This window comes from Curtobacterium sp. MCBA15_005, assembly GCF_001864855.1.
Taxonomy (GTDB): Bacteria; Actinomycetota; Actinomycetes; order Actinomycetales; family Microbacteriaceae; genus Curtobacterium; species Curtobacterium flaccumfaciens.
Map to the genome: position 1 here is coordinate 157091 of NZ_MJGL01000023.1, position 24634 is coordinate 181724.

A 24634-nucleotide genomic window follows, 5' to 3' on the forward strand; every position below is an offset into this window, starting at 1 on the left:
CGTGACCGACACCCTCTCCGCGTACCGGAAGACCCTGCCCTACATCCGTGAGTGGGTGTCGTACAAGGTGTGGCAGCTGCGGGTGCCCGGCGTGCAGGTCGCCGTCGGCTTCGGCGGCGAGGTCCTGTTCGACGAGGCCTGGGGCTACGCCGACGTCGAGGCCGGGCGCCGCTTGACCACCACCGACCTGTTCCGCATCGCCTCGCACTCGAAGACCTTCACCGCGACGGCCCTGCTGCAGCTCGCCGAGCGCGGGTCGCTCCGGCTCGACGACACCGTCGGCACGTACGTCCCCGCACTGGTCGACGGTGGCTCCCCGCTCGCCGACGCCACCCTGCGCGAGCTCATGGAGATGGGTGCCGGCGTCATCCGCGACGGACACGACGGCGACTACTGGTCCCTGCTCCGCCCGTTCCCCGACGAGCAGGAACTCCTGGCGCTCGTGCTCGACCGGGGCCAGAAGGTGCCGACCGGCTCGTCGTTCAACTACTCGAACCTCGGCTACTCGCTGCTCGGCCTGGTCATCGCCGCGGTGTCCGGCCAGTCGTACAACGACTTCGTGCGCGAGTCGATCACCGAACCCCTGGGCTTGCGGAACACCGGCCCCGACTGGGACCCTGCACGCGCCGACGACTTCGTGGTCGGGTACACCGGCTTCCACACCGCCAGGCACCGGCAGCGCATCGACCACGTCGACACCCGCGCGATGGCCGCCGCCACCGGCTTCCACGGCACCGCGTCCGACCTGGTCCGCTACTTCTCGCAGCACGTGATCGGGCAGGGAACCCTGCTCGACGACCACTCCAAGCGCCTCGCGCAGCGGAAGGCCTGGAGCGCCACCGACGACCCCGCGGCCCGCGGCTACGGTGCCGGTTTCATCGTCGACCGGATCGGCGGACGGGAGATCCGCGGCCACTCGGGCGGGTTCCCCGGCCACATCACCCAGTCGATGTTCGACCCGGCGTCCGGGCTCGTCGTGTCCGTGCTCACCAGTGCCGCCGCCGGACCCGCCACGCTCATCGCCACCGCGGTCATCGCCATGCTCGACGCAGCGGCCGACGCCGACGCCCCGGGGACCCCGGTGCCCGACGACGTCGACACCGCCGCCTTCACCGGACGCTTCGCCAACCCGTGGGGCGTCACCGACGTCGCCCGGATCGGTGACCGGCTCGTCGAGGTCGACCCGTCCGGCCCCGAACCGATGGACACCCCCACCCGGCTCGAGGTCGTCGACGCCGACACCCTGCGGATGACCCACGGCAACCGCTTCGGCTCGGTCGACGAGGACATCACCTACACGCGCGACGAGGACGGCACTGTGCGGGCGATCCGCGGCGGGGGCGGCATGTCGCAGGAGCCGTGGTCGATCCCGGACGAGCGACCCGAGGTGGCCGCCGGGCTGGCCTCGTGACCGACGACCGGCTGCTCGGACCGGAGCGCCAGGCCTTCGTCGAGGAGTTCGCCCTGATGCTCAACGACGGCGCGGGCATGCCCCTCACCGACGCCCGGGTGCTCGGCTACCTGATGATGACCCGCGCACCGCACTCGTCGTCGTCCGACCTGCAGGCAGCGCTCGGTGCCAGCTCGGGGTCGGTGTCGATGGCCACCCGACGACTCGTCGACTCCGGGTTCGTGAAGCGCCACATCGTCCCCGGCGAGCGCAGTCACTACTTCCGCGCCGAGGCCGACGTCTGGGGCTCCTGGCTCGCCAGCGAACGGAAGTACCTCGACCGGCAGCGCGACATCATCGGCCGCGGGCTCGCCGTCGTCGAGGGTGCCGGCCGCACCGGCACGGGCGACGTGGACGCCGAGGTCCGCGAGCGCCTGCTCAACGGCCGCGACTACATGCAGTGGCTGCAGGGCTACCACCGCAAGATGCTCGAGGAGTGGGAGGCCTTCAAGGCCGCCCGCGACGACACCGACCCCCCGGAGACCCCATGAGCGGCACCACCGACGTCCTGACCGTCGAGCACCTCACCGTCACCTTCGACGTCGACGGCGAGGTCGTCCGTGCCGTCGACGACGCCTCGTTCACCGTCGCCCGGGGCGAGGTCGTCGCGGTCGTGGGGGAGTCCGGCTCCGGCAAGAGCATGACCGCGATGACCTCGATGGGCATCGCCCCCGACGGTGCGCGCGCCTCGGGGAGCATCCGGCTCGGCGACCTCGAGGTCATCGGCACCGACGAGCGCACCCTCCGGTCGGTCCGGGGCCGCAGCGTGTCGATGATCTTCCAGGACCCGTCCGCGGCGCTGAACCCGGTGTTCACCATCGGGTTCCAGCTCGCCGAGGCCGTCCGACGCACCGACGGCCCGCACGACCGCGCCGCCGTCCGGGAGCGCTCGCTCGAGCTGCTCCGCGCCGTGGAGGTCCCCGAACCCGAACGCCGCCTGGGCCAGTACCCGCACGAACTCTCCGGCGGGCAGGCCCAGCGCGTGATGATCGCGATGGCGCTCGCCGCCGACCCGGACCTGCTCATCGCGGACGAGCCGACGACCGCCCTCGACGTCACCGTGCAGGCCGAGGTGCTCGACGTCCTCCGCGCGCTGCGCGAGCGCACCGGCACCGCGATCCTGCTCATCACCCACGACATGGGTGTCGTCGCGGACCTCGCCGACCGCGTGGTCGTGATGCGCCGCGGACGCGTCGTCGAGACCGGCACCGCAGCGGCGGTCTTCGCCGCACCGTCCGCCGACTACACGCGGGAACTCCTCGCTGCGGTCCCGCGGATGGGCACCGGGTCCGGCCAGGAGGCCCGGCTCGGCTCCGCCACGGAGCCCCCGGCCGTCGTGCTGGACGTCCGGCACCTCGTGGTCGAGTACGGCGGCGCCCTGCGCGGGCGCTTCCGTGCCGTCGACGACGTGTCGTTCACCGTCGGCCGTGGCGAGATCGTCGGCCTGGTGGGGGAGTCCGGCAGCGGCAAGACCACCATCGGCCGGGCCGCGGTCGGCCTCGCGCCGATCACCTCGGGCTCGGTGGTCGTCGACGGCACCGACGTCGCCGGCGCACGACGAGCCGCCCGCCGGCAGATGCGCCAGCACGTCGGCGTGGTGTTCCAGAACCCGCTCCGGTCGCTCAACCCCCGGTACACGGTCGGGCAGACCGTCGCCGAGCCGCTCCGCCAGATCCTCCGGCTGCCGGCGGTGCAGGTCGAGGAGCGGGTCGAGCGGCTCCTCGCTGACGTCGGTCTCGACGGCGGCTACGCCGAGCGCTACCCGCACGAACTCTCCGGTGGCCAACGGCAACGCGTCGCGATCGCCCGAGCGGTGGCCCTCGACCCCGCGCTCCTGATCGCCGACGAGCCGACGAGTGCGCTCGACGTGTCGGTGCAGGCCCGCGTGCTCGACGTCTTCCGCGAGCTGCAGGAGCGCCTGGGGTTCGCGTGCCTGTTCGTCACGCACGACCTCGCCGTGGTCGACACCCTGTGCGACCGGGTCGTCGTGCTGCACGGCGGCCGGGTCGCCGAACACGGGACCCGCGACGCCATCCTGCGCTCGCCGCAGGACCCGTACACACGACGGCTCATCCAGGCCGCCCCGGTGCCGGACCCCGGGGAGCAGGCACGCCGACGCTCCGAGCGTCTGGCGGCCCGCGCGGGCTGAGGCGGGCGGGAGTCCGGGTCAGCGCACCTCGGCCGAGGCCCACAGCACGCCGACACCGCGGCCCACCGGGCGCAGCAGCGGCACCGCGACGAGCACCGCCGCGGCCAGGTACGCGACGGTCTGCAGCAGCCCCGGGACCGCGATGGCCACGCCGAGCGACTCCTGCGGGAGCGCCGTGAGGAGCACGGTCTCCGACAGCAGTGCGGTGACGAACCACGCCGCGGCCGCCACCGTGACGATCCACCCGAAGGCCCGCTGCACACCCGGTTCACTCCGGACGGTGACGACACCGAAGGCCACGAGCGCCGCCTGCGCGACGACGAGGAACACGTCGATCAACAGTCCGGGAACCAGTGACACGAGCGCGAACGCGAGCACGGACACCGCGAACGTGAGCGCTCGGCGGTCCCGAGCGCGCACCGCGGCGGCGAGCACGACGACTGCGGCGATGCCGGCGACGACCGTGGCGCCGAGGAGCAACCCGCGGGGCAGGTCCCAGGGCGCCAACCAGACCGTCCCCACCAGTCCGGCCGCCCCGACCACCAGCGCCGCCACCACCGCGGCCGCCGACACCACCCGTACCCCCGTGCTGCTCTGCATGCCCGCACCCTATGCCCCGGGACCCCGCCAGCGGAACACGCTCCCCACCGTTCGGCGCCCCGACGACACGCCCGTCCGGCCCCGGGTGCTCGTCCACACGACGCGGTCGACTTGACTGTCGTTCGAACACACGTTCGAATACCGTCGTGGGACGGCGTCGCGAGAACCGGTGGCAGCCCCCGGAACACCCGGAGGTCGAGCGTCCGCGCGCGTACTCACTGTCCGAGGATGCCCGCGGCGGTGACGTCTGCCACGCCGTCACCCCGAAGCCGGTCTGGGCGTGGATCCAGTTCCCGACCTTCCACGTCCGGGTGAAGGCCTTCGCGAAGAGCTGGACCCGCGATGCCGTGCTGGTGGAGTGGGCGCAGTTCGGGCAGCAGGCCGAGGCGTGGGTGTGGCGCTCCGCGGTGAAGCACCGCACGCTCCGTGCCGACCGGGACAGCGCGAACCGGAGTCCGCAGAACGCACTGCGTTGACTTCCGCCCGCACCCCGAGGATGGTTTAGCGAACACGGGGTCAGCAAGTAACTCACTGATCGAGGCATTCGGTCCGGACCCCTGTCCCAGAAGGAGGCACCATGAAGAACGCAGCGGTGCCGTCCTGGGTCGCCCACGTGCTCACCCCGCCCGAGGTCATCAGCGCCTACGTCGAGCGTCGGATCAACGATCCGGCCCTGCTGTCGGGCGAGCAGTCGGAACCCACGTACGCAGACTTCCTGCGCGACGAGTAGACGGTCTTCTCAGGAGGCCCGGATCACGCACCGCCGTCAGCGGACGTGATCCGGGCCTCCTCTTCGTTCACCCCACCGGTCCGCCGCGTCGGCGACGCGCCGACAGCGTCACGCCGACGCTCGCCGCGGTGACGCACGCCAGGGCGACCGTCTCGAGCACCGACAGCCCCTCGGCCAGCACAACCAGGCCGGCCAGCGCGGCGATCGCCGGGCCGAGGCTCTGCAGCACGCCGAACACCCGCGTCGGCATCCGGCGGAGCGCGAGCATCTCGAGGGCGTACGGCAGCACGCTGGACAGCACGGCGACGGCACCGAAGACGATCAGGAGCGTCGGTTCGCGCAGGACGCCGTCGACTGCGGACCGGAGCCCGAACGGCAACGACACGAGCATCGCGACCATCATCGACACGACGAGCCCGTCGACGCCGGGGATCGCGGCGCCGACGTGCCGGTTCATCACGATGTAGCCCGCCCAGCACCCGGCGGCCAGGACGGCCCAGACGACCCCGCCCACCTCGGTCACCGCGGTCGGGCCGACGCCGAGCAGCACGACCCCGGCGAGCGCCAGCACGGCCCACAGTGCGTCGCGCCAGCGTCGGGTGTGCACGAGCGACAGGGCGAGCGGCCCGAGGAACTCGATCGTCACGGCGACCCCGATCGGGATGCTCGCGAACGACAGGTAGATGAAGACGTTCATGCCGCCGAGCGCCAGGCCGAGGCCGGCCGCACCGAGCCACTGCGCCCGCGTCCAGTGCCGGACTCGGGGGCGGATCACCAGGGCGAGCACGACGGCGCCGATGACGAGCCGCAGCGTGGCGGCCCCGACGGCGCCGACGTCGTCGAAGTGGGTCTTCGCGATCGCGGCGCCGAGCTGGACGGACACCATCGCGGTGAGGGCCAGCAGGGGCGCGGGGACCCGGTTCATCCTCGGGCTCGGCTCATCCGAGGTAGGCGAGGACGGCGAGGACGCGGCGGTGGTCCTCTCCGGTGTCCTCGAGTGCGAGCTTGCCGAAGATGCTCGACACGTGCTTCTCGACGGCACCGGTGCCGATCACCAGGGCGCGGGCGATCGCGGCGTTCGTGCGGCCCTCGGCCATCAGCCCGAGCACGTCACGCTCGCGCGGGGTCAGGGCTGCGAGCGGGTCGCGGCGGCGGCTCATCAGCTGCGTGACGACCTCGGGGTCGAGCACGGTGCCCCCGGCGGCGATGCGGCGGACGGCGTCGTCGATCTCCTCGAGCCGGGTGACGCGGTCCTTGAGCAGGTAGCCGATGCCGGTCGCGCCGGCGGCCAGGACGTCCTCGGCGTAGGTGGCCTCGACGTACTGGGAGAGCAGGAGCACGCCCGTCCGTGGGGCGATCCGGCGGGTCTCGACGGCGGCGCGGACGCCTTCGTCGGTGAAGGTCGGCGGCATCCGCACGTCCATCACCACGACGTCGGGTGCACCCTCGGGCAGGGTCGCCAGGAAGGCCCGGGCGTCGGAGTACTGCCCGATGACGTCGATGCCGGCCTCGTCGAGCACGCGGGCCAGGCCCTCGCGCAGCAGGACGGCGTCGTCGACGACGACGGCCCGGATGCGTGCTGCATCCGGGCCGTCTGTCATGCCGACCAGCCTAGTGGGAGCGCGGACGCTCCCGTGGGGTCACGACCGCTGGTTCGCGGCCGTCGGGACGCCGTTCAGGGCACCGAGGGGGATCCGGGCGGTGGCCTCGGTCGGGCCGCCCTCGGGGCTCGAGACGACCAGGTCGCCGTCGAGGGCCCGCATACGGCCGATCAGACCCTCGATCCCGTGGCCCTGCTGTGGTCGTGCGCCGCCCCGACCGTCGTCGGTGACGCTGACGGTCAGGTACCAGAGGCCCGAGGCGTCGACGACCAGGCCGAGGTACACCCCGGCGGTGGTGGCGCCGGCGTGCTTCATGGTGTTCGTCAGGAGCTCGCTCACCGTGAAGTACACGTTGCGCTGGATCTCCGTGGCGAGCTCCAGGCCCTCGGGCAGCCGGACGTCCAGGCCCACCGGGATCGGGGTGCGGGCGACCAGTGCCTCGAGTGCCGCGACGAGTCCGCGGTCGAGCAGGATCGGCGGAGCGAAGCCGCGTGACAGTGCGCGCAGTTCGTCGAGGGCGTCCTGGGCGTGCTCGGATGCCTCACCGATGAGCTGCTTGGCCTTCTCGGGGTCCTTCTCGAAGGCGCGCTCGGCGGCGGACAGGTCCATGCGGAGTCGCACCAGCCGCTGTTGCGGGCCGTCGTGCAGGTCGCGCTCGATCTGGCGGAGTGCCTGCCCCTCGGCGGTGACGGCACCGGCGCGGGAGGCCTGCAGACCGGCGACCCGCTGCTCGAGTTGCTCGGCCCGGAAGCCGCCCAGCAGGCCGAAGTCGACCCAGTAGTGCGCCAGGACGGACCCGCGGGCCCAGAGCGGGAAGAGCACGACCGAGGCGGCCATCGACAGCAACCCGGCGACACCGATGCCGACCACCACGCCGTAGTCCCAGCTCGGGTACGACAGCCCACCCACACCGCCGAACGCCCAGGCACCCGCCACGACGACCGGCCAGGTGAACCCGAGGATCAGCAGTGCGCCGGCCCCGACGGTCACGACCGCGACGAGCGGGTACACGACCGCGGCGTGCAGCAGGTAGAGCCAGTAGTGCGGGTTGGCGACGGCCGACCCTGTGCGGGTCCACCAGTTCTGCTGCCAGCGGGGCGTCCAGTCCACCGGGCGGATCGGTCTCGGGTCGGCCCAGCTCATGCGGAGCTTCTCGAACTGTCCGAGCCACCGCGCCACGAACAGCGCGATGAAGAACATGAGCAGGACGAAGGGGTTGAACAGGTCCCGGAACCCGCCACCGAAGATCGCCGTCGGGAACGCGAAGTACAGCGTGCAGAGCAGCACGGCGGTGAGCGCCATGTAGCCGAAGTCCCGCGGCAGGCGCTTCCAGGCGTCGCGGTAGAACTGCCCGGCGGTCATGCCGGACCCGCGACCGGAACCACCGACCGGGCCGGACCCGACCCGCGGGGTGGCGCTCCACGACGCCGGCGGGGACTGCGGGGCGTCCTGGGGGTCCTGGTGGTGCTGGCGCGGGTACTGGGGCATCGGCTTGGTGGCTCCAGGGGGCACGGAGTCGCCCAGCGGGACGGTCTGGGCCTGGTCGGGCGAAGGCGTGACGTCGTCCAGCGGGACGGTTCGCGCCTGGTCGAGGCGGTCGGTGTCGGTCATGCATCCAGCCTCGCGATCGCGGAGCCGTTCCCCCATCCTGCCCTCTCCCCACCCCGGGTGGGGTTATCCCCCCTCTTCCACAGGCCACCCGATCCACGCCCGCTCATCGTGCCCGTGGATCACGCTCGTCGGATGGGTGACGCGCTCCGAGCACTGATCGACGCCGTCGGGCTCCAGGTGGGGCCGGGCACCGAGGTCCGGTCCGACGACGAGGCCTGGACGCTCGACGTCGACCCCAGGCCGCGGAGACGTACGCGTTCCCGCACGAGGCACTCTTCGCGCTCACCGGTGTCCTCGTGGGCACCGCAACGCTCGGCCCCCTCGCTGACGAGGTCCTCGCACTCCCACCCCTCGCGAGCACCGGCCCACCCGGTGCGCCCTCGCCCGACGTCGGCCTCGCGCTGCGCCACGTCGGGCACCTCGACGGCGGGAGGTGGCACGGCGCGCAGCAGCAGGCCCTCGCCGGACTCGTCGTCACGACGGTGCTCCGCGACAACCCGCCCCCGATGCTCGGCGACAACAGTCTCGCGCGGGTCCTCGATCGCCTGTTCGATCCCGCCGGTCGACCATCCGTGCGGGAGCTCCTCGTCGGCATCGACATGTCGGAGCGCACCCTCGAGCGCCGGTGCGTCGCAGCGACGGGATGCTCGCCCGCGCAGCTCGGCCGCTGGTACCGCAGTCTCGCCGTCCGGAGCGCGCTCAGCCGTGGAGACCGCCCGTCCGACGTCGCGACCCGCTTCGGCTTCAGTACGACGTCGTCTATGCGACGGGCCCTCGAGCGGGTCCGACCCCCGACGAATCGCCGGTGACCGTCGAGGGCGGGGGAAGGAGGTTCCGCTTCGCATCGATGACGGTTCCGGTTCACGATCCTCGGGTTTCGTGAACCAGAACCGTCACGGCGCGGAGAAGACCACGTCGTCCCGTCGCCGACCGGTGTGTGCGCCAGATGCAGGCAGCCGCGCCGCGCTTCGGAAGCGGCAGCGGCGGGAGCGAGTCGTCGGGGCCGACCTCCGGCGCAGGTCAGGCGGGGGCGCGGCCGGTGGACTCGCGGACGCTCAGGGTGAGCGAGGGGCCCGGGCGGGACGGGAGCGGGGCGCTGGCGTCGATCTGCGCGCGCAGCAGGGTCGCCGCACGCTGTCCGAGCTCGACCGTGTCGCGGGTGAGCGAGGTGATCGCCGGCCGGACGAGCCGGATCATCGCCGAGTCGTCGAAGGACACGATCGAGACGTCGCCGGGCACCGCGACGCCCATCTCGCTCGCCACGCCCAGCCCGGCGACGGCGAGCACGTCGTTGTCGTAGACGATCGCGGTCGGTCGGACGCTCCTCGACAGCAGGGTACGGGTGGCGCTCGCGCCGGCCTCGGCCGAGTAGTCCGTCGGCACCGAGACCGCGTCGTCGAGCCCCTCGTCGGCAGCGAACGCCCGGAGCCGGTCCATGCGCATGGCGGTGTGCTCGAACTCGGGCCGTCCGGCGACGTGCGCGATGCGTCGGTGGCCGAGGGCGTGCAGGTACCGCAGGACGGTGTCGGTGGCGTCCGAGTCGTCGATCCAGACCGTGGGTGCTGCGCCGTCGGGGGAGGGGTGCGAGCCGACGACGACGGTCGGCATGCCGAGGTCGGCGAGCAGGGCGAGCCGGGCGTCGTCGCGACGGGGGTCGATCACGATCACGCCGTCGACACGGTGTCCGCGCCACCAGTCCCGGTAGGTCTCGAGTTCTTCCTCGGCATCACGCGCGACGAGCAGGTTCATGCCGACGTGGGTGCCGGCGAGCCCGAGCTGGATGCCGGAGATCAGGTCGCCGAAGAACGACTCCGTGCCCAGGGTCCGGGCCGGGCGGTTCAGCACGAACCCGATGGAACCGGCCTTCGCGCCGCCGAGTGCCCGGGCCGCGGTGTGTGGCTGCCAGTCCAGCTCGCGGGCGATCTCGCGCACGCGGCGACGGGTCTCGTCGGAGACACCGGGGCGGTCGTTCAACGCGAAGGACACCGCGCTGATGGACACACCGGCCCGCGCGGCGATGTCGGCGATCGTCGTTCGACGCTTGGTGGCCACGGGGTTGACTATAGCGCTTTAGTCATCCACAGTGGCTGCCACACACGGGTTCGGTGACTGGTGCTGAACCGGTTCAGCTATGACGAGGGAGTCAGACGCCATGAGGACCACCACACGCATGACGAGGGGCCGCGCCACCGCGCTGCTCGCGACGGCCGCCGCCACGGCGCTCGTCCTGACCGGCTGCTCGAGCGGCGGGAACGCGGCCGACAACGGCGGCGGCGAGATCAGCGGCACCATCACCCTGCAGACCTGGGCGCTCACGCCGACCTACACGGGGTACCTCAACGGGGTCATCAAGGACTTCGAGCAGGCCCACCCGGACGCGAAGGTCAAGCTGCAGGACCAGCCCGGGGACGGGTACGCCGACAAGGTGCTCAGCCAGGCCTCGTCGAACAGCCTGCCCGACGTGATCAACCTGCCGCCGGACATCGCCCTGCCGCTCGCGAAGCGCGGGTTCCTGCAGGACGTCGCGAAGGACGACTCGAAGCTCGCCAGCACGTACGTCGCCGGCGCGTTGGACTCTTACAAGTACAAGGGAGTGGACGGCACGTTCGGGTACCCCTGGTACCTCAACACCGACGTGAACTACTGGAACTCGACGATGTTCGCCAAGTGCGGTCTCGACGCGAAGAACCCGCCGAAGACCACCGACGAGCTGTTCACGCAGGCGAAGACCATGCACGACAACTGCCCGACCGACTACCTGATGAGCCGGAAGCCCGGCCTCGGTGACTTCACGCTCGCCGGCGTCAAGGTGCTCAACGCCGACGGCACGAAGTTCACCTTCGCCGACTCGTCGAAGGCCGCCGACCTGATCGACCGCTACAAGGACGCGTACCAGGACGGCTACATGCCCTCCAACGTGCTGAACAGCGACTACCTCGGCAACTCCACCCTCTTCACGCAGGCCAAGGTCGCCTGGACCACCGGTGGGGCCACCTCGCTCGCCGACTTCGAGAAGAACAACCCGTCGCTCAAGGGCAAGGTCACCGTCAGCCCCGCACTCGACACCCCGCCGCTCTACGTGCAGGGCCTGTCGGTCTCGAGCAAGTCGAAGCACCTCGCCACCGCCGAGGCCTTCGCGGAGTTCATGACGAACGCGAAGAACCAGGAGGCGTTCGCCCACGAGGTCAACATCTTCCCGTCCACCACGTCGTCGCAGTCCGACCCGTACTTCTCGAAGGACGACGGCACCGTGAACGGCGAGGCCCGGGTCCTGGCGAACGAGGCCCTGAAGACGGCGAAGGTCATCAACCCGGTCGAGGCGAACTCCGCGATGACGGACTTCCTCGACCAGCAGATCGCCCTCGCGATGAAGGGCCAGGTGGCGCCCGAGAAGGCGCTGCAGACCGCCCAGACCAAGATGAACAGCCTGCTGGCCAACGGCTGATCCGGCCCCGGAGAAGGAAGAGGGAGGATCGTCATGCGTGCGAACCGCTGGTACACGCCCTGGTTGCTCGTCCTGCCGGCACTGATCTGGCTCGTCGCGTTCAGCCTGTGGCCCTCGATCAACACGGTGCGGTTGTCGTTCACGAACGCCAGCCCGCTCGGCGGCGTCAGCCAGTGGGTCGGGGTGCAGAACTTCGAGACCCTGCTCGCTGACCCGCAGGTGTGGGAGGCGCTGCTCAACAGCGTCATCTACATGGCGGTGTGCCTGCCGCTGCTGACGGTCCTCCCGCTCCTCATCGCCGTGCTCGTGCAGCAGAAGCTGCCCGGGATCGCGTTCTTCCGCACCGCGTTCTACACGCCGGTCATCGCGTCCGCGGTGGTCGTCGGGCTCATCTGGACGTGGATCCTCGACGACCGCGGTGTCATCAACGAGATGGCGCAGGCCCTCGGCGTCGTGCAGGGCAGCGTCCCGTTCCTGACCGACCGGTGGCTGCTGCTCCTCAGCGCCATCAGCCTGACGGTGTGGAAGGGGCTCGGCTACTACATGATCATCTTCCTGGCCGCCCTCGGGAACGTCGGCAAGGACCTGCACGAGGCCGCCGCGCTCGACGGCGCCGGCGCGGTCCGTCGCTTCTGGTCGGTCACGATGCCCGGGGTCCGCGGCACCATGACGCTCGTCGGGATCCTGGTGTGCGTCTCCGCGCTCCGGGTGTTCAGCGAGCTCTACATCCTCACCAACGGCACCGGTGGGCCCGGCGGGCAGGACAACTCCCTCGTCATGCTCATCCAGCAGTACGCCCGCGGCTTCACCGGCAACCTCGGTTACGCGTCCGCCCTGAGCCTCCTGCTCTTCGTCGTGACGCTCGTGCCGATGCTCGCCCTCGCCCGGATGAACAGCAAGGCGGACAAGTGACGAACACGACCAGCACGACCGAACCCGTCATCGGCGGCGCGCAGGGGGCAGCCAGCCCGACACCGGACGTGACCGGCGCGACGGGCGCGGGACGGGCCTCCAGGCAGAACGGACGCGACGGACGCAAGCGGCGCCGCGCGGTCTGGGGCGTCATGTCCACCCGCGAGAAGGTCGTCCGCTACGTCCTGCTCATCGTGGTGCTCTTCATCACGATCGGCCCGTTCCTGTGGCAGCTGTCCACGTCGCTCAAGGGCGCCGGTGAGGACATCTACACGGCGAACCCGTCGTTCATCCCGTCCGAACCGACCATCGAGAACTACCTGAAGGTCGCCGCGGCGATCCCGGTGTGGCGGTACATCGGCAACTCACTGCTCGTCGCCGCGATCGACGTGCTCGGCAACATCGTGTTCGCGACCCTGGCCGGCTTCGCCCTCGCCCGTCTGCAGTGGCGGCACCGGAAGCTCGTGCTCGGCCTGTTCCTCGGCACCCTCGTGCTGCCCGGCGAGGCGACGATCATCTCGCAGTTCGTCACCGTGAAGGACCTCGGCCTCGCCGACAACCTGGTCGGCGTCGCCCTGCCCGGCATGATCGCGGCGCTCAACGTCCTGCTGATGTTCAACGCGTTCCGGCAGATCCCCGAGGAGATCGACCAGGCAGCGGTGATGGACGGTGCGAACGCCCTGCAACGCCTGCGCTACATCTCGCTGCCCGCCGTGCAGGGGACCATCGCGGTCATCGCGATCTTCTCGTTCATCGGTGCGTGGGACGACTTCCTCTGGCCGCTCATCGTGCTGCAGTCGCCCGAGAACCTCACCCTGACCGTCGGGTTGCAGTACCTGCAGGGCACGTTCGCCACCGACCAGCGGATGATCGCGGCCGGCACCATGATCGCCTTCATCCCGATCGCCGTGATCTTCGCCGTCCTGCAGCGCTTCTTCTTCAAGGGCGTCGAAGAGGGCGGTGTGAAGGGCTGATGCGCTTCGGGGTCAACTACACGCCCTCGGTCGGCTGGTTCCACTCGTGGCTCGACTTCTCGCGGTCGGACACCGCCAGGGACCTCGAGGCCATCGCGTCGATCGGCGCCGACCACGTGCGGATCTTCCCGCTCTGGCCGGTCGTCCAGCCGAACCGCACCCTCATCCGGCAGCAGGCCCTCGACGACGTCGCGACGGTCGTCGACCTCGCCGGCTCGTTCGGACTCGACGTCAACGTGGACGCCCTGCAGGGGCACCTGTCGAGCTTCGACTTCGTGCCGTCCTGGCTGGACAGCTGGCACCGCCGCAACATGTTCACCGACCCGGACGTGGTCGCGTCGACCGCCGCGTACGTCCGGGCGCTCGCCGGAGCGGTCGCCGACAAGCCCAACCTGCTCGGCATCACCATCGGCAACGAGGTCAACCAGTTCGCACACGCGCCGCACCCCGCACCGCACGCGATCACGGCGGAGCAGGGGCACGCGTGGGCGGCGGCGATGGTCGCGGCGGCGCGGGCGGGGCTGTCGGACGGGTCGTCGGCGTCGGCCGCGTCGTCCGTGTCGGTCGGCCTGGAGGCGCGGCTCGACCCCGCCTCGACGGTCCCGCCCGCCACCGGGTCGCGCCCCGGGCCACTGGTCACCGTCGCGCAGTACGACGCGGCCTGGTACGACGACGCCCAGCCCTTCGGCCCCGAGCACGCGGCGGACCACGGTGACGCCACGGTCACGCACTCGTGGGTGTTCAACGGCTCGGCGGCCCTGCACGGCGCCCTCGGAGCCGGGTCGGTGCGGCACGGGGAGTACCTGCTCCAGCTCGCCGCGGCCTGGAACCGCGACCCCGCCCGGCCGAACTGGCTGCAGGAGGTCGGCGCCCCCACCAACGTCGTCGACCCCGCCGACGCCGCCGCCTTCACCGAGCAGACCATCCGGCACGTCCTCGACGCGCAGCAGGTGCTCGGCGTGACGTGGTGGTGCTCGCACGACGTCGCCCGGTCGCTCGCGGACTTCCCGGAGCTCGAGTACGACCTCGGGCTGTTCACGAACGACGGACGGCTGAAGCCCGCCGGCGAGGCGTTCGCCGCCCTCGCCCGCGCCGAGCACACCCGCGACGCCCGCGCCGCACCGCCGGCCACCGCGCTCGTCCTCGACGACGTGCTGTCCGACGGCACCGACCGGCACGGCACCCGCGCCGACTGTGCCCCCGGCGGTCGGTTCGCCGCCGCCTGGCTCGCCCTGGCCGAGGCCGCACCGGACGGCCGCGGCCCGCAGGTCGTCCTGCGCTCCCGGCGCTCGGACACCGCGCTGCTGGCCGCCCGCGGCATCGACCGCTGCGTCGACGTGCCCTCCGACCTCGACACCACCACCGTCCGCGTCGCCCACCCGGCGACCACGCCCTGACCCCGGAAGGCCCCATGCACGACGACATCCCCCTCACCACCGGACGCGCCCGACGGGTGCTCGACGAGCGGATCACCCCCGCGGTGCACGCGACCACGACGGCCCTCCAGGTCGCCTGGCACGAGCTGCCGGGGGAGCCGGTCCCGCCGACCGAGGGGCTCGCGCTCACGTTCGAGCCCTACGAGGTCGGCACGCCGTGGGGTGCGGCCTGGGGCACGACGTGGTTCCGGTTGACCGGGACCGTGCCGACCGACTGGGCCGGACGCCGGGTGGAGGCCGTGATCGACCTCGGCTTCGACAAGAACATGCCCGGGTTCCAGTGCGAGGGACTCGTCTACCTGGCAGACGGCACCCCCGTGAAGTCGATCAACCCGCGCAACCAGTGGGTCCTGGTCACCGAGCGGGCCGAGGGCGGCGAGACCGTCGAACTGTTCGTCGAGGCCGCGTCGAACCCCGTCCTGCTCGACTACCACCCCTTCCTGCCGACGCAGGAGGGCGACGTGCAGACCTCGTCCTCGAAGCGCCTCTACGCCACCCGCCGGATGGAGCTCGCCGTCTTCGAGTCCGAGGTGCACGAACTCGCCCTCGACATCGACGTCCTGCTCGAACTGCAGGCCGAACTGCCCGCCGGGCCCCGACGCATGCGGATCCTGCAGGCCCTCGACGACGCCCTCGACGCGCTCGACCTGCAGCACATCCCGGAGACCGCCGGAGACGCCCGTGCGGCGCTCGCCGAGGTGCTGGCCGCTCCTGCCGAGGCCTCGGCGCACACGATCTCGGCCGTCGGGCACGCCCACATCGACTCCGCCTGGCTCTGGCCCGTGCGCGAGACCATCCGCAAGGTCGCCCGCACCACATCGACCATGACCGAGCTCATCGACCAGACCGACGACTTCCTGTACGGCATGTCGAGCGCGCAGCAGTACGCGTGGATCAAGGAGCACCGCCCCGAGGTCTACGCCCGCGTCAAGGCCGCGGTCGAGGCCGGCCGGTTCCTGCCGATCGGCGGCATGTGGGTCGAGTCCGACACCGTGATGCCGACCGGCGAGAGCATCGTCCGGCAGTTCTCGCAGGGCCAGCGGTTCTTCGAGCGCGAGTTCGGCATCCGACCCAAGGGCGTCTGGCTGCCGGACAGCTTCGGGTACTCGCCGGCGCTGCCGCAGCTCATGCGCCGTGCGGGCTTCGAGTGGTTCTTCACGCAGAAGATCTCGTGGAACCAGGTCAACAAGTTCCCGCACCACACGTTCCTGTGGGAGGGCATCGACGGGTCGCGGGTGTTCTCGCACTTCCCGTCGATGGACACCTACAACTCGCGGTTGTCCGGCAGCGAGGTCGCGAAGGCCTCCCGCCAGTTCCGCGAGAACCGACTCGCGACCGGCTCGATCGCCCCGGTCGGCTGGGGCGACGGCGGCGGTGGCACCACCCGCGAGATGACCGGCACCGCCGCACGGTTGGCGGACCTCGAGGGCAGCGCGAAGGTCCGCTGGGAGCACCCGGACACGTTCTTCGACCGGGCGAAGTCCGAACTGACCGATCCGCCCGTGTGGGTGGGGGAGCTGTACCTCGAGCTGCACCGGGCCACACTCACGTCGCAGCACGGCACGAAGCAGGGCAACCGCCGGTGCGAGCAGCTGCTCATCGAAGCCGAGCTCTGGGCCGCGACCGCCGCCGCCCGCACCGACTTCGCCTACCCGTACGACGAGCTCGACGCCCTGTGGCAGCAGGTCCTGCTCCAGCAGTTCCACGACATCCTGCCGGGCACCTCGATCGCGTGGGTGCACCGCGAAGCGGTCGAGCGGTACGCCGAGACGGCCGCAGCGCTGACCACGATCATCGACCAGGCGCTCTCGGCGCTCGCCGGCACCGGGGACGCGGCCGTCGTCGTGAACCCGGCCCCGTTCCTCCAGGCCGGTGCACCCGCGCAGGGCGCCGTCGTGGCGACCGACGTGGCGGCGGCGACCGCCGTGTCCCTGACCGAGCGGGACGGCGGGTACGTGCTGGCGAACGACCTGGTGCGGGTCATCGTCGACGCGCAGGGGCTCGTGACGAGCGCCGTCGACCTGTCGAGCGGGCGCGAGGCGATCGCGGCCGGCCAGGCGGCGAACCTGCTGCAGCTGCACCAGGACTTCCCGAACATGTGGGACGCGTGGGACGTCGACCGGTACTACCGCAACCGCGTCGAGGACCTCGTGTCGACCACCGGGCTGACCGCGTCGGTCGACGAGTCCGGGGTCGCACGGGTCGTCGTGTCCCGGGCGTTCGGTGACTCGACGGTGACGCAGGAGATCGTCCTGGCGCCGGGGTCCCGCACCCTGGAGTTCGACCAGGTGACCGACTGGCACGAGACCGAGAAGTTCCTCAAGGTGGCGTTCCCGCTCGACGTCCGCGCCGAGCACACCGTCGCCGAGACGCAGTTCGGCGCGCAGAAGCGGGTGACGCACACCAACACCTCGTGGGAGGCCGCGAAGTTCGAGACCTCGATGCACCGCTACGTGCTGGTGGCCGAGCCCGGCTTCGGTGTCGCGCTCGTGAACGACTCGATCCACGGCTTCGACACCACGCGCGACGCCGTCGACGGGCACGTCACCACCACCGTGCGGCTGTCGCTGCTGCGGGCACCGCGGTTCCCGGACCCCGAGACCGACCAGGGCGTGCAGACGCACCGGTACGGCATCGTCATCGGCACCGACCAGCTCGGAGCCACCTCGGCCGGCGTGCGGATGAACGCGGGCGCGCGGACCATCACGGGCGCGCACGGCTTCGAGCCGCTGGTGCAGGTGTCGGGCGACGTCGTGCTGTCGAGTGTCAAGCTCGCCGACGACCGGTCGGGCGACCTGGTCGTGCGCGTCTACGAGCCGTCCGGGCAGCGGGGGACCGGGGGCATCGCGGTCTCGGCCGACGAGACGACCTTCGGCGCTGCCGTCGAGGTGACCTTGCTCGAGGAACCGCTCGGGGACGCCGAGCCGTCGTCCGACGCGGCCGCGTCCTCGTTCGCCGTCGACGCCTACGAGGTCCGCACCTTCCGGTTCCCGCGCAACTGACCGACCGATTGACCGACCGTCCCACCCAAGGAGGAACCACATGAAGCAGTCCACGAAGTTCAGCATCGCGACCGCACTGGTCGCCATGCTCGCGGCACCACTGGTGCCCGCCGCGGCATCCGCGGCGCCCTCCTCGTCCGGATCCAGCCACGGGCACGGGCACGGTGCGTCCCGCGGCGGTGGGCACGGTCACGGTCACGGTCACCACGCTGCGCCCGCCAAGTCGGGGCCGACGAGCATCGCCTACGTCGAGGTGAACAACGACGAGCTCGCCAACGTCGGTCGGTACACGTTGGCGAACGGCGCGAACGCGTTCGACGTGGCGATCATCTTCGCCGCGAACATCAACTACGAGGACGGCAAGGCGGTCCTGTACAAGAACGAGAACGTGCAGCGGACCCTCGACCAGGCCGCCACGCAGATCCGCCCGTTGCAGGCCAAGGGCATCAAGGTCACGCTCTCGGTGCTCGGCAACCACCAGGGAGCCGGCCTCGCGAACTTCCCGACGAAGGCCGCGGCGCGGGACTTCGCGGCGCAGGTCTCGGCGACGGTCGAGAAGTACGGACTCGACGGCGTCGACCTGGACGACGAGTACTCCGACTACGGCGTGAACGGCACCCCGCAGCCGAACCAGCAGTCCATCGGCTGGCTCATCAGTGCCCTGCGGGCGGACATGCCGGGCAAGATCATCTCGTTCTACGACATCGGCCCGTCGTCCGACGCCCTGAAGACCGCGAGCCCGTCGATCGGCGGGAAGCTCGACTACGCCTGGAACCCGTACTACGGCACCTACACGGCGCCGACGATCCCGGGCCTGCCGAAGTCGAAGCTGTCCGCCGCCGCGGTCGACATCCAGAACACCCCGCAGGCCACCGCGGTCTCGCTCGCAGAGCGCACGAAGGCCGACGGGTACGGCGTCTTCATGACGTACAACCTGCCCGGAGGCGACGAGTCCGCCTACGTCTCCTCCTTCACCAAGGTGCTGTACGGACAGGCCGCGTCGTACCGCTGACGCGTCCGTCCTCCGGCTCCCGCGGCGTGGTGCGAGCGCGGGGCCCCGGGTTCGCCTGGTGCGAGGTTGCGCACTCGGTGCGAGCGTGCGCCCGTCGCACCGAGTGCGGAACCTCGCACGGAGTTCGGCGCCCCTCGCACCGTGCGAGGTCCGCGGCCGTACGATCGCCGCATGGAACTCGAGTTCCGCGGCGAGGTGATCGAGTGGCGCGGCCCGTCACCGTTCTTCTTCGCCGTCGTGCCGCCGGACGCCGCCGAGGTCATCGCTGACCTCGCGCCGGTGCTCACCTACGGGTGGGGTGTGATCCCGGCGCGCGTGACGATCGGCTCGGTGACGTGGACGACGTCGCTGTTCCCGAAGGACGGCGGGTACCTCGTGCCGTTGCGTGCGGCGGAGCGGAAGCGTGCCCGGGTGGAACTCGGCGACTCCCCGGAGATCACCCTGGAGTTCGCCGACCCCTGACGCGCGTGCCACCGATCATCACTCCTCCACAGGTCCGTCGATCGCGATACCTCCCCACAGTCATCGACGGCGGGCCCCGGTGTCGCGGTCCTGCTCCCTACCGTCGAAGGTGTGGAGGGGAGGTGGCGATGGTCGAACGACCACGACATCCCAAGAAGGACATCGAACTGGTCATGCGCGGGGCAGAGGCGCGGGGATGGCGCTTCGCGAAGGGGAGGAAGTACTACAAGGCGTACTGCCCGTGCGGCGAACACCTGCACACGGTCCACTTGACGCCGTCGAACCCCTGGTACGTTGTGCATCTGAAGTATCGGCTCGCGCGAACGGGCTGTGAGGACAGGAGAACGTGATGACGAACTACCTCGTGCGGCTCGAGTGCGTGGCGCAACTCGGGGCAGCGGACGATCCGCGCGCAGCCCTCGCAGCGGACTTCGACGCCATCGCGGACGCACTCTTCGACCTCGACGACGTCCACGACCAGGACCTGACCGCTGACCTGTCAACCGGCACGCTCACCTTCTCGATCGGTGTCGACGCGGACGACGAGCCCGGTGCGCTCGACCGTGCGCTCGGTGCCGTCCGGACCGCGCTGCACGTTGCTGGACGCGGCACTCCCGGTTGGGAGCAGCACTACCGGATGCTGCGGCAGGAAGTCGGAGAAGCGCCGCTCGGAGCGCTCTAGGGGAGGCTCGGGAGCGAGCGAGCGACCGTTCGTCGTCTCAGCTGTCGTGCGTCACAACCAGGTGGCGACGCCGCCGTGCCCGGAGCAGGTCCCTCGCCGTGACTGGCTGTAGCTGTAGGCACCGTCGACGCACTGAGCCGTGGCTCCGGCCGGTGCGCTCGAAGCGGCTTCGGGCCGACAGACCGTGTCTCCGGCGGAGTTGACGTAGGTGCCGCTGGAGCACGTCGGCGCCGCGGGAGGTGCGGGGGCGACGTAGGTGCCGACCGTTGTGACCTGGGTCACCGGGGGCGTCGTCACGTGTTCGCTCGTCAGGACTCGACCGGACTCCACGCCGTCGGTGTAGGTGACCGTGTAGGTCTTCGTGTTGATGCCTTGCACCCCGGGTGTCGTGACCGTCGAGGTCCCCTGCGCCAGCGTCGAGCTCTCCACCGTCGTGGACCCGAAGGGGATCTGGGCCGTCTCGGTCACCTGCTTCGTGGTGACCACCGGAGTCGGCGACGGGGTCGGTGTGGGTGTGGGTGTCACCGTGCGCGTGGGTGTCGGAGACGCCTTCGGCTTCGCGGATACCGTCGCACTCGAAGTCTTCGCGGCGGCGACTGTTGCCGGTGCGTCTGGCAACGGGTGGGACGCACCGTAGGCGGAGGTGGACCCGATCAGCGCGGCGAGAGCGATGCCGGCACCGATCGCGGCAGTAGCGCGCTTCCTCGGGATCCGGAGCCAGGTCGACCGCCGGAAGGCGACGGCATAGAGCGTCGTGGGCAGGATGACCAGCGCGATCATCGCCAGCATCCCCCAGATTCCGGTCGACGCGAGGCCGGCAAGTGCGAGGATTGCGGTTCCCACGATGCCGACCCACGTGATGATCGGTACCCGACGACGGGTGCGTGGCGCGCGCTGGCTTGTGGTCTGGCGGGGGTTCGGCACTGAGCTCCTTGGTATGGCGAGAACGGCTCAAGTGTCCTGGGATCAGCCCCGCCGTCCCATCCCCAGTTCTGGGTGGGGTCGAGCGCACGGTACGCACGTGGTGCGAGGTTGATCGCTGGGTGCACCGGAACAACCTCGTACCGAGCGTGCAACCGCTCACCAGCTGACGAAGCGCGGGTCCGAAGGAGGAAGAAGAGAGGGGATGACGGGAATCGAACCCGCGTAGCCAGTTTGGAAGACTGGGGCTCTACCATTGAGCTACATCCCCGCGCCTGCGCACCAGGCGCAGCCCGACCATCGTAGCGGACGAACGAGCACCGACATGCCGACGCGCGTCATCCCGAAGCCGGACGCCGGTGCGGAGCGCACCATCCGCTGGTCGCGGGTGGTCTCGTACGCGCTGGTGGTCCTCGCCGCCGCGGTCCTGTCCCTGCGCCCCGACCTGTTCGGCGACCCGCAGTCGCAGCCCGCACACGCGCTGCTGCACGTCTGGCGGATCGTCGTCGGACTGTTGCTCGCGGTGGCCGCCCTCGGGGTTCAGGTGGCCGTCGGGATCCGGTGGCGGCGGGGTCTGCGACGCGCCGCGGAGGACGACTGGGCAACCCCCGGGAACAGCGCGCCGTCGGACCGCTAGACTCACCGGGGTCGCATGCGCCCCTCGGCGTGCGCGGCTGATCCCTGGCACGAAGCAACGGGGCGTAGCTCAGCTTGGTAGAGCGCCCGCTTTGGGAGCGGGAGGTCGCAGGTTCAAATCCTGTCGCCCCGACCAGGTCCTCCGAGCACCACCGACCACACGAACGTCAACCAACAGGAGAACATCCCTTGGCCACCAGCACCGTCGACAAGGTGAGCGACACCCGCGTCAAGCTCACCGTGAACGTGACGCCGGACGATCTCAAGCCGAGCATCGACCACGCCTACAAGCACATCGCCGAGCAGATCAACATCCCCGGCTTCCGCAAGGGCAAGGTCCCGCCGGCGATCGTCGACCAGCGCGTCGGCCGCGGCGAGGTCCTGAACCACGCCGTCGGTGACGCCATCGACAACTTCTACCGCCAGGCGGTCGAAGAGCAGGAGCTGCGCATCCTCGGCCGTGCCGAGGCCGACGTCGCCGAACTGCCGAACGTCGCGGACTTCACCGGCGACCTCGTCCTCACCTTCGAGGTCGACGTCCGCCCCGAGTTCGACCTGCCGGACTACTCCTCGTACGAGCTCACCGTCGACGCCGTCGAGGTGTCGGACGACGAGATCGAAGAGGAACTGCAGAACCTCCGCACCCGCTTCGGCACGCTCGTGACGGTCGACCGTCCGGCGAAGACCGGCGACTTCGCGCAGATCGACCTCACCGCCAGCATCGGCGACGACGAGGTCGACTCGGCCACCGGCGTCTCCTACGAGATCGGCTCCGGCGACCTGCTCGAGGGCATCGACGAGGCGCTCGAGTCCCTGACCGCCGGTGAGTCGACGACCTTCGAGTCGAAGCTCGTCGGTGGCGACCGCGAGGGCGAGACCGCTCAGATCGCCGTCACCGTCACCGCCGTCAAGGAGCGCGAGCTCCCCGAGGCCGACGACGAGTTCGCCCAGATCGCCAGCCAGTTCGACACCATCGACGAGCTCAAGGCTGACCTCAAGGAGCAGATCGCGAAGTCCAAGACCTTCGGTCAGGGCGCCGCGGCTCGCGACAAGCTCGTCGAGAAGCTCACCGAGGACGTCAACATCCCGATCTCGGAGCAGCTCATCGCCGACGAGGTGCACCGTCACCTCGAGCAGGAGAACCGCCTCGAGGACGAGGAGCACCGCAAGGAGGTCTCCGAGTCCAGCGAGACCGCATTCCGCTCGCAGATCCTCCTCGACGCGATCGCCGAGAAGGAAGAGATCCAGGTCTCGCAGGAGGAACTGACCCAGTACCTCATCCAGGCCGCCGCGCAGTACGGCATGGAGCCGGCCGAGTTCATCAAGGTCATCGACCAGAACGGCCAGATCCCCGGCATGGTCGGCGAGGTCGCCCGTTCGAAGGCGGTCGCGACCGTCCTGTCCAAGGTGACCGTCAAGGACACCAACGGTGACGCCGTCGACCTGTCCGCCTTCACGGCGGGCGTCGCGCAGGAGCCGGCAGGGGACGCCGAGTAACGATCTCGACGCCACCAGCATGCAAGACGGGAGGCGCGGTGCCAGCTGGCACCGCGCCTCCCGTCCGTCGTTTCCGCACCTTCGCATTGCCGACAGCGAACAGACGAGAACTGGTGCGTTGCACCCGATAAGTTCGACAACAAGCGACAACTGAACGGGAGCTTTTCCATGGCCGAAGCAACACTGAACCCCAGTGTTTTTGACCGCCTTCTGAGAGACCGGATCGTGTGGCTCGGCTCCGAGGTCCGCGACGACAACTCGAACGAGATCGCAGCCAAGCTGCTGCTGCTCGCCGCCGAGGACCCTGAGAAGGACATCTACCTCTACATCAACTCGCCCGGTGGTTCGATCACCGCCGGCATGGCGATCTACGACACGATGCAGTTCGTCCCGAACGACATCGTCACCGTGGGCATCGGCCTCGCCGCGTCGATGGGACAGTTCCTGCTGTCCTCCGGCACGCCCGGCAAGCGCTACATCACGCCGAACGCGCGCGTGCTGCTCCACCAGCCGTCCGGTGGCTTCGGCGGCACCGCTGCCGACATCCAGACGCAGGCCAAGGTCATCCTCGACATGAAGCAGCGCATGGCGGAGCTCACGGCCGAGCAGACCGGCAAGTCGGTCGAGCAGATCCTCAAGGACAACGACCGCGACAACTGGTTCACGGCGCAGGAAGCGCTCGAGTACGGCTTCGTCGACCACCTCCGCGCCTCGAGCGCCGAGGTCATCGGCGGTGGTGGCACCGTCGGCGACGGCGAGACGCCCACCAGCGCAGCCGAGCCCGACGCCCAGTCCTGATCACCACCGAAGAAAAGGAAACGAGAATGCATCTCCCCATGCTCGGTGGCGCGCAGAACGTCCCGGCTCCGTCCAATCGGTACATCCTGCCGAGCTTCGAAGAGCGCACGGCCTACGGCTACAAGCGCCAGGACCCGTACGCCAAGCTGTTCGAGGACCGCATCGTGTTCCTCGGCGTGCAGGTCGACGACGCGTCGGCTGACGACGTCATGGCCCAGCTGCTCGTGCTCGAGTCGATGGACCCCGACCGCGACATCGTGATGTACATCAACTCGCCCGGTGGCTCGTTCACCGCGATGACGGCGATCTACGACACGATGCAGTACATCCGTCCGCAGATCCAGACGGTCTGCCTCGGTCAGGCTGCCTCGGCCGCGTCGGTGCTGCTCGCCGGTGGCACCCCCGGCAAGCGCCTCGCGCTGCCGAACGCCCGTGTGCTGATCCACCAGCCCGCGACCCAGCAGGGTGGCGGTCAGGCGTCGGACATCGAGATCCAGGCGGCGGAGATCCTCCGCATGCGTACCTGGCTCGAGGAGACACTGTCGAAGCACTCCAACAAGACGCCGGAGGAGATCAACCACGACATCGAGCGCGACAAGATCATGTCCGCGCAGGAAGCCGTGGAGTACGGCCTGATCGACCAGGTCCTCACCAGCCGCAAGAACCTGCCGGCGCTCGTCAAGTAACACCAGCAGGAACGACGAAGGCCCCGCACC

General features: G+C 70.4%; 24 protein-coding genes and 2 tRNA genes. 19 read left to right on the plus strand and 7 right to left on the minus strand.

All coding sequences use genetic code 11. From position 1 onward, the window contains the following. Position 1: 1 nt before the first annotated feature. The 3 genes from BIU89_RS11585 to BIU89_RS11595 are packed head-to-tail and all read left to right on the plus strand — an operon-like array spanning position 2 to position 3599. Positions 2-1411 (plus strand): serine hydrolase, encoded by a 1410-nt coding sequence (locus BIU89_RS11585; protein WP_071246673.1) that lies wholly within the window; start codon positions 2-4, stop codon positions 1409-1411. Further along, positions 1408-1941, plus strand: coding sequence for a GbsR/MarR family transcriptional regulator (locus BIU89_RS11590; protein ID WP_231495614.1), 534 nt, complete (start codon positions 1408-1410; stop codon positions 1939-1941). Before BIU89_RS11585 ends, BIU89_RS11590 begins: the two co-directional genes overlap by 4 nt. Then, positions 1938-3599 (plus strand): dipeptide ABC transporter ATP-binding protein, encoded by a 1662-nt coding sequence (locus BIU89_RS11595; RefSeq protein ID WP_071246675.1) that lies wholly within the window; start codon positions 1938-1940, stop codon positions 3597-3599. The genes BIU89_RS11590 and BIU89_RS11595 overlap by 4 nt, the downstream gene beginning before the upstream one ends. Positions 3600-3617: 18 nt before the next feature. Here BIU89_RS11595 and BIU89_RS11600 read toward each other — a convergent pair whose 3' ends face one another. After that, on the minus strand, positions 3618-4199 hold the full coding sequence (locus BIU89_RS11600; protein WP_139179009.1) for a hypothetical protein: 582 nt from the start codon (positions 4197-4199) through the stop codon (positions 3618-3620). Positions 4200-4345: 146 nt separating this feature from the next. Between BIU89_RS11600 and BIU89_RS11605 the strand changes: the two genes are divergently transcribed. Further along, on the plus strand, positions 4346-4675 hold the full coding sequence (locus BIU89_RS11605; RefSeq protein WP_035807629.1) for a hypothetical protein: 330 nt from the start codon (positions 4346-4348) through the stop codon (positions 4673-4675). A gap of 101 nt (positions 4676-4776) precedes the next feature. Further along, positions 4777-4929 (plus strand): hypothetical protein, encoded by a 153-nt coding sequence (locus BIU89_RS18535; protein ID WP_017886018.1) that lies wholly within the window; start codon positions 4777-4779, stop codon positions 4927-4929. 67 nt (positions 4930-4996) lie between these two features. On the opposite strand, the gene BIU89_RS11610 is transcribed toward BIU89_RS18535, so the two are convergent. Genes BIU89_RS11610 through BIU89_RS11620 form a run of 3 tightly spaced genes read right to left on the minus strand, consistent with a single transcriptional unit; the run spans position 4997 to position 8141 of the window. Further along, a complete protein-coding gene (locus tag BIU89_RS11610; protein ID WP_071246678.1) occupies positions 4997-5854 on the minus strand; it encodes an EamA family transporter in 858 nt (285 codons plus the stop codon). 13 nt (positions 5855-5867) lie between these two features. Further along, entirely contained in the window at positions 5868-6530 is a 663-nt protein-coding gene (locus BIU89_RS11615) for a response regulator transcription factor (protein ID WP_027464682.1), read from the minus strand. Positions 6531-6569: 39 nt separating this feature from the next. After that, a complete protein-coding gene (locus BIU89_RS11620) occupies positions 6570-8141 on the minus strand; it encodes a sensor histidine kinase (RefSeq protein WP_083404326.1) in 1572 nt (523 codons plus the stop codon). A 296-nt stretch (positions 8142-8437) separates the two neighbouring features. Between BIU89_RS11620 and BIU89_RS11625 the strand changes: the two genes are divergently transcribed. Continuing rightward, positions 8438-8950 carry a helix-turn-helix domain-containing protein gene (locus BIU89_RS11625; protein ID WP_071246679.1) on the plus strand — a complete coding sequence of 171 codons (513 nt, stop codon included), beginning with the start codon at positions 8438-8440 and terminating at the stop codon, positions 8948-8950. A 211-nt stretch (positions 8951-9161) separates the two neighbouring features. Here BIU89_RS11625 and BIU89_RS11630 read toward each other — a convergent pair whose 3' ends face one another. Then, complete coding sequence (locus BIU89_RS11630; protein ID WP_071246680.1) at positions 9162-10193, minus strand: LacI family DNA-binding transcriptional regulator; 1032 nt, start codon at positions 10191-10193, stop codon at positions 9162-9164. A gap of 118 nt (positions 10194-10311) precedes the next feature. Here BIU89_RS11630 and BIU89_RS11635 point away from each other — a divergent pair, with 118 nt between their 5' ends. The 8 genes from BIU89_RS11635 (at position 10312) to BIU89_RS11670 (ending at position 20066) form a co-directional block, all read left to right on the plus strand. Beyond that, on the plus strand, positions 10312-11586 hold the full coding sequence (locus BIU89_RS11635; protein ID WP_071246682.1) for an ABC transporter substrate-binding protein: 1275 nt from the start codon (positions 10312-10314) through the stop codon (positions 11584-11586). 33 nt (positions 11587-11619) lie between these two features. Further along, entirely contained in the window at positions 11620-12498 is an 879-nt protein-coding gene (locus BIU89_RS11640) for a carbohydrate ABC transporter permease (RefSeq protein ID WP_027464687.1), read from the plus strand. Then, positions 12495-13472: a carbohydrate ABC transporter permease gene (locus BIU89_RS11645; RefSeq protein ID WP_196783367.1), complete on the plus strand. Its 978-nt coding sequence runs from the start codon at positions 12495-12497 to the stop codon at positions 13470-13472. The genes BIU89_RS11640 and BIU89_RS11645 overlap by 4 nt, the downstream gene beginning before the upstream one ends. Continuing rightward, a complete protein-coding gene (locus BIU89_RS11650) occupies positions 13472-14869 on the plus strand; it encodes a glycoside hydrolase 5 family protein (RefSeq protein ID WP_071246683.1) in 1398 nt (465 codons plus the stop codon). The genes BIU89_RS11645 and BIU89_RS11650 overlap by 1 nt, the downstream gene beginning before the upstream one ends. A gap of 14 nt (positions 14870-14883) precedes the next feature. Continuing rightward, a complete protein-coding gene (locus BIU89_RS11655; protein ID WP_071246685.1) occupies positions 14884-17910 on the plus strand; it encodes an alpha-mannosidase in 3027 nt (1008 codons plus the stop codon). A 40-nt stretch (positions 17911-17950) separates the two neighbouring features. Continuing rightward, on the plus strand, positions 17951-18922 hold the full coding sequence (locus BIU89_RS11660) for an endo-beta-N-acetylglucosaminidase H (RefSeq protein WP_071246687.1): 972 nt from the start codon (positions 17951-17953) through the stop codon (positions 18920-18922). A gap of 171 nt (positions 18923-19093) precedes the next feature. Further along, positions 19094-19384: a DUF1905 domain-containing protein gene (locus BIU89_RS11665; protein ID WP_071246689.1), complete on the plus strand. Its 291-nt coding sequence runs from the start codon at positions 19094-19096 to the stop codon at positions 19382-19384. Between the two features lie 349 nt (positions 19385-19733). Continuing rightward, positions 19734-20066 (plus strand): hypothetical protein, encoded by a 333-nt coding sequence (locus BIU89_RS11670; protein ID WP_071246691.1) that lies wholly within the window; start codon positions 19734-19736, stop codon positions 20064-20066. Positions 20067-20117: 51 nt separating this feature from the next. Here the strand turns inward: BIU89_RS11670 and BIU89_RS18540 are convergent, their stop codons facing one another. Both BIU89_RS18540 and BIU89_RS11680 read right to left on the minus strand, forming a co-directional pair. Further along, positions 20118-20909 (minus strand): DUF3761 domain-containing protein, encoded by a 792-nt coding sequence (locus BIU89_RS18540; RefSeq protein ID WP_254791608.1) that lies wholly within the window; start codon positions 20907-20909, stop codon positions 20118-20120. 278 nt (positions 20910-21187) lie between these two features. Then, positions 21188-21258: transfer RNA gene (locus BIU89_RS11680), tRNA-Gly, on the minus strand. Positions 21259-21312: 54 nt separating this feature from the next. Here BIU89_RS11680 and BIU89_RS11685 point away from each other — a divergent pair. The 5 genes from BIU89_RS11685 to BIU89_RS11705 all read left to right on the plus strand — a co-directional run bounded on the left by BIU89_RS11685 (position 21313) and on the right by BIU89_RS11705 (position 24604). After that, the gene (locus tag BIU89_RS11685) at positions 21313-21624 is read left to right on the plus strand and encodes a hypothetical protein (RefSeq protein WP_071246697.1); all 312 of its coding nucleotides are present in this window, start codon (positions 21313-21315) and stop codon (positions 21622-21624) included. Positions 21625-21682: 58 nt separating this feature from the next. After that, positions 21683-21759, plus strand: a tRNA-Pro gene (locus tag BIU89_RS11690). 53 nt (positions 21760-21812) lie between these two features. Next, positions 21813-23120: a trigger factor gene (gene tig, locus BIU89_RS11695; protein ID WP_027464695.1), complete on the plus strand. Its 1308-nt coding sequence runs from the start codon at positions 21813-21815 to the stop codon at positions 23118-23120. 168 nt (positions 23121-23288) lie between these two features. After that, positions 23289-23918 (plus strand): ATP-dependent Clp protease proteolytic subunit, encoded by a 630-nt coding sequence (locus tag BIU89_RS11700; RefSeq protein ID WP_035807635.1) that lies wholly within the window; start codon positions 23289-23291, stop codon positions 23916-23918. Between the two features lie 26 nt (positions 23919-23944). After that, a complete protein-coding gene (locus tag BIU89_RS11705; protein WP_027464696.1) occupies positions 23945-24604 on the plus strand; it encodes an ATP-dependent Clp protease proteolytic subunit in 660 nt (219 codons plus the stop codon). Positions 24605-24634: the final 30 nt, after the last annotated feature.

What these genes read in the sequence shown, in the direction of transcription:
- BIU89_RS11595 (WP_071246675.1), top strand. Translation starts at nt 1,938, where the DNA reads ATGAGCGGCACCACCGACGTCCTGACCGTCGAGCACCTCACCGTCACC.
- BIU89_RS11600 (WP_139179009.1), bottom strand. Translation starts at nt 4,199, where the DNA reads ATGCAGAGCAGCACGGGGGTACGGGTGGTGTCGGCGGCCGCGGTGGTG.
- BIU89_RS18535 (WP_017886018.1), top strand. Translation starts at nt 4,777, where the DNA reads ATGAAGAACGCAGCGGTGCCGTCCTGGGTCGCCCACGTGCTCACCCCG.
- BIU89_RS11610 (WP_071246678.1), bottom strand. Translation starts at nt 5,854, where the DNA reads ATGAACCGGGTCCCCGCGCCCCTGCTGGCCCTCACCGCGATGGTGTCC.
- BIU89_RS11615 (WP_027464682.1), bottom strand. Translation starts at nt 6,530, where the DNA reads ATGACAGACGGCCCGGATGCAGCACGCATCCGGGCCGTCGTCGTCGAC.
- BIU89_RS11620 (WP_083404326.1), bottom strand. Translation starts at nt 8,141, where the DNA reads ATGACCGACACCGACCGCCTCGACCAGGCGCGAACCGTCCCGCTGGAC.
- BIU89_RS11635 (WP_071246682.1), top strand. Translation starts at nt 10,312, where the DNA reads ATGACGAGGGGCCGCGCCACCGCGCTGCTCGCGACGGCCGCCGCCACG.
- BIU89_RS11640 (WP_027464687.1), top strand. Translation starts at nt 11,620, where the DNA reads ATGCGTGCGAACCGCTGGTACACGCCCTGGTTGCTCGTCCTGCCGGCA.
- BIU89_RS11650 (WP_071246683.1), top strand. Translation starts at nt 13,472, where the DNA reads ATGCGCTTCGGGGTCAACTACACGCCCTCGGTCGGCTGGTTCCACTCG.
- BIU89_RS11655 (WP_071246685.1), top strand. Translation starts at nt 14,884, where the DNA reads ATGCACGACGACATCCCCCTCACCACCGGACGCGCCCGACGGGTGCTC.
- BIU89_RS11660 (WP_071246687.1), top strand. Translation starts at nt 17,951, where the DNA reads ATGAAGCAGTCCACGAAGTTCAGCATCGCGACCGCACTGGTCGCCATG.
- BIU89_RS11665 (WP_071246689.1), top strand. Translation starts at nt 19,094, where the DNA reads ATGGAACTCGAGTTCCGCGGCGAGGTGATCGAGTGGCGCGGCCCGTCA.
- BIU89_RS11670 (WP_071246691.1), top strand. Translation starts at nt 19,734, where the DNA reads ATGACGAACTACCTCGTGCGGCTCGAGTGCGTGGCGCAACTCGGGGCA.
- BIU89_RS11685 (WP_071246697.1), top strand. Translation starts at nt 21,313, where the DNA reads ATGCCGACGCGCGTCATCCCGAAGCCGGACGCCGGTGCGGAGCGCACC.
- BIU89_RS11700 (WP_035807635.1), top strand. Translation starts at nt 23,289, where the DNA reads ATGGCCGAAGCAACACTGAACCCCAGTGTTTTTGACCGCCTTCTGAGA.
- BIU89_RS11705 (WP_027464696.1), top strand. Translation starts at nt 23,945, where the DNA reads ATGCATCTCCCCATGCTCGGTGGCGCGCAGAACGTCCCGGCTCCGTCC.